This is a genomic window from Pedobacter sp. UYP1, assembly GCF_040547305.1.
GTDB lineage: Bacteria > Bacteroidota > Bacteroidia > Sphingobacteriales > Sphingobacteriaceae > Pedobacter.
The window spans coordinates 1-5,909 of the sequence record NZ_JBEPPL010000036.1; the positions used below are offsets into that span (position 1 = coordinate 1).

1 protein-coding gene is annotated in these 5,909 nt (G+C 40.2%); it reads left to right on the forward strand.

Going from position 1 to position 5,909, the window contains the following annotated elements:
- Positions 1-5,909: non-ribosomal peptide synthetase (locus ABIB30_RS27125; RefSeq protein WP_354306148.1), on the forward strand; the 5,909-nt coding region annotated here is incomplete at both ends.

Here is a 5,909-nt window from a genome sequence, read left to right on the forward strand (position 1 = left end):
CTGGATCAAGATTTATTCAGTCGTTTCCATGTCATTTTGCAACAACAGGGGGTAACCTTGTTCATGGGACTTCTGGCAGCGGTAAATGCATTGTTATACCGTTATAGCGGTCAGGAAGATATCATTATCGGTAGTCCGGTTGCCGGCAGAGAACATATTGATCTGGAAGACCAGATTGGTTTTTATGTAAATACACTTGCATTAAGAACCCGTTTTACAGGCGAAGATAGCTATCAGGAATTATTGCATAAAGTAAAGGAAGTTACTCTCAGTGCTTATGAGCATCAGGAATATCCATTCGACCTGTTGATTGATGAGCTGAAATTGCAACGTGATCTGAGCAGGAGTGCTTTGTTTGATGTTATGGTAGTACTGGACAATAATCAAGGTAATTATAATAGTATACAACGTGCTGGCGATTTAATGATCAGCCGTCATAAAGATGGTGAACGTATCTTGAGTAAATTTGACCTGACTTTTAATTTTATGGAAAGTGGAGATCAGATTCTATTGGATATAGAATACAACACTGATCTGTATGAAGAAAGAAAAATAAATCAGCTGGCTTCACATTTTGAAGAGTTATTGTCTGCATTAACTTCTAATCCATTAGTACCTGTAAGCAAACTGGAATATCTCAGCGAAAAAGAGGTGAAGGAACTGTTGTCAGAATTTAATGCTACAGATAAAGATTACCCGAAAGCTCAGACAGTAATTAACTTATTTGAAGAACAGGTAGAACGTACTCCTGAAGGTATTGCTATCACTTTCCTGAAGAAGACATTAAGCTATCGTGAACTTAATAGGCTATCGAATGAATTTGGATATTATTTGCTCGAAAATAAGGATCTTCATGCTGATGACCTGATTGGAATTTGTTTAGAAAGAAGTGAATGGCTGATTATTGTAATGCTGGGTGTTTTGAAATCCGGCGTAGCGTATGTACCAATAGATCCTGCCTATCCGCAGGAACGTAAAGAGTACATATTAGCTGATAGCCGGTGTAAAGTACTGGTAGATGAGAACTATCTTGAAGCGTTTAGAAACCGTAGCCATCAGTACAGCAGGAAAAATCTAAAACGTGGTATCCAGCCGTCAGACCTGGCTTATGTAATTTATACTTCAGGTTCTACAGGAAAACCAAAAGGCTGCGGTATTACTCACCACAACCTATATAATTATATTCATTGGGCAGATGATTATTATTTCAATCCGGGATCATTGGTAAACTTCGGTTTATATACTTCACTGTCATTCGATTTAACTGTTACCAGTATTTTTTGTCCGCTTACATTAGGAGGAAAACTATCAGTATATCATCAGGATGAAGAAATATCAACTATTTTATCCCATAGTTTTCATCCGCAGAATAATATCAATAGTATCAAACTGACCCCATCACATATTAATGTATTAGCACATCTGAATATTCCTGAAACAAGTATTAATTGTGCAATTGTTGGCGGTGAAGAAATTACTCAGTACCATATTAAAATTTTGAAAAAGATTAACCCTTTGATGGTTATCTACAATGAATATGGTCCAACTGAGGCAACAGTAGGTTGCATAGTGAAAGTACTTGAAGAAAATATACCTGTTTTAATTGGGAAACCTATTGCCAATACTCATATCTATATCCTGGACAAAAACAGCCAGCTTTGTCCACTGGGTGTAACAGGAGAAATTTGTATAAGTGGAAATAGCCTTACCAGAGGATATATCTTTAATCCTGAATTATCTGATAGCAAATTTATTCGCAATCCTTATCAGGAGAATATGAAAATGTACTGTACAGGAGATTTAGGCAGCTGGCTGCCAGATGGGAATATCGTGTTTCTTGGTAGAAAAGATGAACAAATAAAAATACGGGGTTACCGTATCGAGCCTGGTGAAATAGAGCAAATTTTACGTGAATACTGGCAAATTGAAGATGCAGTAGTGATTGCCCGGTACTCGCCATTGGGAGGGGAATTGATTGCTTATATAACTGGCGGAAAAGATTTAAATATTGCAGAAATACGTACTTATATAAGCAAGCTCTTACCTGTTTATATGTTGCCCAATTATTATGTACAATTAGAGCGCTTACCATTGACTATTAATGGCAAGGTAGATAAGAATATTCTACCAGAGCCAGAGCAAGCGGGAATGTTTTCAGGAGCACATTATATTGCACCACGCAATCAGTTAGAGACACGATTGGTCGATATTTGGAAAGAAATACTTGGCAAAGCGCAAATCGGAATAAAGGATCATTTTTTTGATTTAGGGGGACACAGTTTAAAGGCCATCCGGCTGGCTAGTCAGATTCGTAAAGAATTTGAGATTGAATTGTCTTTAAAAGATATTTTTACTAATCCATTTCTTGAAGAACAAGCTGTATTTATACAACAATCTGATAAAAGTGCTTATTTAAATATTAATAAAGCAGAATTACAAGACAGTTACCCATTGTCATCTTCACAGCAACGGATATGGATACTTAGTCAGTTGGAAGAAGTAAGTATTGCTTATAATTTGGCCGGCATATATACATTTGATGGTTTATTAGATCAAAATGCACTCCGATATGCTTTTGAGGAATTAATATCGCGTCATGAAAGTCTTAGAACGGTGTTCAAGGTAGATGAAGAAGGAGAAATCAGACAATTTATTCTCTCCGGCTCAGAAATCGGATTTCATATGGTCAGTCATGATTTACGATTAGAATTAAAACAGCTTGAAAAAGCAGCTATTTTAATTGATCAAAATACTTTAAACTTATTTGATTTAAGTTCAGGACCATTACTACGTGTGGTTTTAATTCAATTAGCAGACAATCAATGGATATTTACATGCACCATACATCATATAATTAGTGATGGATGGTCAATGAATGTATTGGTTACTGAGTTGCTCTTATTGTATAATATTTATCTCAATGCCCAGGAAAATACTTTAGCTCCTTTGAGCCTGCAATATAAAGATTATGCTGTATGGCAACAGGAACAGCTTGGCGGAGAGCTTTTTAAGCTGCATCAAACTTATTGGTTAGCACAGCTTTCAGGAACAATCCCAGTATTAAACTTTCCAGGAGATAGGTTAAGGCCGGCAGTCAAAACTTATGCTGGTCAAGTTGTTGAAAAAGAGATTGATAAATTAATCTCTGGGAAATTTAAGGCATTGATTCATGACCAGGACGCAACGCTGTTCATGGGACTGCTTGCTGTATTAAATGCATTGTTATACTCCTATGGTGGACAGGAAGATATCATTATTGGTACTCCTGTAGCTGGCAGGACGCATACTGATCTGGAAGATCAGATTGGATTTTATGTAAATACACTTGCATTAAGGACTAAATTTAAAGGAAAAGAAAGCTATAAAGACTTATTAGACCGGGTTAAAAAGGTCACTCTAGATGCATATGTACATCAATCATATCCATTTGATTCCTTGATAGAAGAATTGCATCTTCCACGTGATTTAAGCCGGAATGTACTTTTTGATGTAATGTTGCTGGTTCAGCATGCAGATGCAGTACAGCCTGAAGGTCGTCAGTTGGGCAATATCAGGATCGGTGAGTACACAGGAAAGAAAGAGATAAGAAGTAAGTTTGATTTTACCTTCGGCTTTTTTGAGACGGTGGGAGGACTGAAAATGAGTATTGAATATAATAGCGATATATACAATGAAAGTAGTATAAATCGTTTGGCTGCTCATTTTCTGCAATTACTTGAATCGGTTGTGGCTGATCCCTCAGTGCCAGTTGCTGAGCTGGATTATTTAAGTGCAGCAGAGCAGGTGGAGTTATTGGAAACCTTCAATGCTACGGCGGTGTCTTATCCGAAGGATAAGACCCTGGTTGATTTGTTTGAGCAGCAGGTGGTGATATCAGCCAGTACGACTGCCCTTGTTTTTGAAGACCGGGAGTTCAGTTATGCTGCGCTGAACAGCCTGGCCAACCAGCTGGGGGGGTACCTGCGTTCCACTTATGAGATACAGCCCGATGAACTGGTTGGGATCTGCCTGGAGCGGAGCGAATGGATGGTGATTGCGATCCTGGGTGTACTGAAATCCGGCGGGGCTTATGTTCCGATAGATCCCGGATATCCGCAGGAGCGTATCGATTATATGCTGTCCGACAGCCAGTGCAAAGTCGTGATCGATGAAGCGGAGCTGTTAAAGTTCCGGAATTCATTGGCGGTTTATAGTACTGAGAACCTGGAAAGAGTGAACAGTGCTGAAGACCTGGCCTATGTGATTTATACATCCGGGTCTACCGGTCGTCCAAAAGGAGCCATGCTGGAACATGCTGGTGTGGTTAACCGTATCGATTGGATGTGGAAGGAGTATGGCTTTAGTTCCTCAGATATTATTTTACAGAAAACGACTTTCACTTTTGATGTGTCGGTCTGGGAGTTTTTTTTACCGTTGTGCTGGGGGTCAAAGCTTGTTTTATGCAAGCGAGAAGATATCGTTTCCCCTGAACGTCTTTTAGCGCTGATTGCGCAGCACCAGATCAGCTGTGTTCATTTTGTACCGAGTATGTTTGATGCATTTATCTCGGGCTTATCATCAGGATCCGGTTTGTCAGGGCGTTTATCCGGACTTCGCCTGGTGATTACCAGCGGAGAGGCCTTGTCTGCAGGGAGTGTACGTTCGTGGTATGCTCAGGTACCCGGAGTTCCGGTTTATAACCTTTACGGTCCCACTGAAGCCTCTGTTGATGTGACCGCTTATAGCTGTCAGGTGGATGACCTGATAATTCCTATTGGCCGTCCTATAGCCAATACTTCAATTTATATTGTCAACGGGTCAGATCATTTACAGGCTGTTGGCATAGCCGGAGAGATTTGTATAGGCGGTGATGGTCTTGCCCGTGGTTACCTGCACAACGGGGTACTCACTGCAGAGAAGTTTGTGGCCAACCCGTTTGAACCCGGTGAACGGATGTACCGTACTGGCGATCTGGGGAGGTGGCTTGAGGATGGCAATATTGAGTACTTAGGGCGTCTGGATGACCAGGTGAAGATCCGTGGTTACCGTATTGAACTGGGCGAGATTGAAGCCGCATTGAGAAGTTATCCGGGTGTTGAAGGTGCAGTCGTTACCGCTGGTGTTGAGGGTGCAGTGGTTACTGCTGGTGGCAGGACAGAGAAGGAACTGGTTGCCTATGTGGTGAGCCAGGAAGAACTTTATATATCGGATCTGCGTGTACATTTGAGCCGGATTTTACCGGACTATATGTTACCTGCACATTTTGTGCAACTCGATGAGATCCCGTTGAATGCCAATGGGAAAGCAGACCGTAAATCCCTTCCTGATCCTCTGGGACTGGAACTGGGTACGGGAATTGAATACATTGCTCCACGCAATAAAGTGGAAGAGCAGCTTGTGGAAATCTGGGGAGAGTTATTAGACAAAGAAAATATAAGTGTAAAAGACAGCTTTTTTGATCTTGGGGGGCATAGTTTAAAAGCTATACGCCTGATCAATCAGCTCTATAAAATATTTGAAGTTACTATAGTTTTAAAATACATATTTGAAACACCTGTACTGGAAGATCTGGCAGAATTAATAAAGCACCAGCAAAAGGAAAATTTCATCAATATTCCACAGGCGATTTTTCAGGCACATTATCCTTTATCATCTTCGCAGCGAAGGTTGTGGATATTAAGTCAGTTTGCACAGGGGAGTATTGCTTATAATATGCCAGGCGTATTTGTATTTGAAGGAGATTTAAATACAGGCCTGCTGGAGGGAGCCTTTCATACTTTACTAGAACGTCATGAAGTACTCCGTACAGTTTTCAGAGAGACTGAAAATGGAGAAATCCGCCAGTTTATCCTCCCAGCAGGATCGATTGGTTTTAAAATAAAACAGGAAGATTTAAGAGGTCTTGAAGTTAATCATGAACATATTCAACT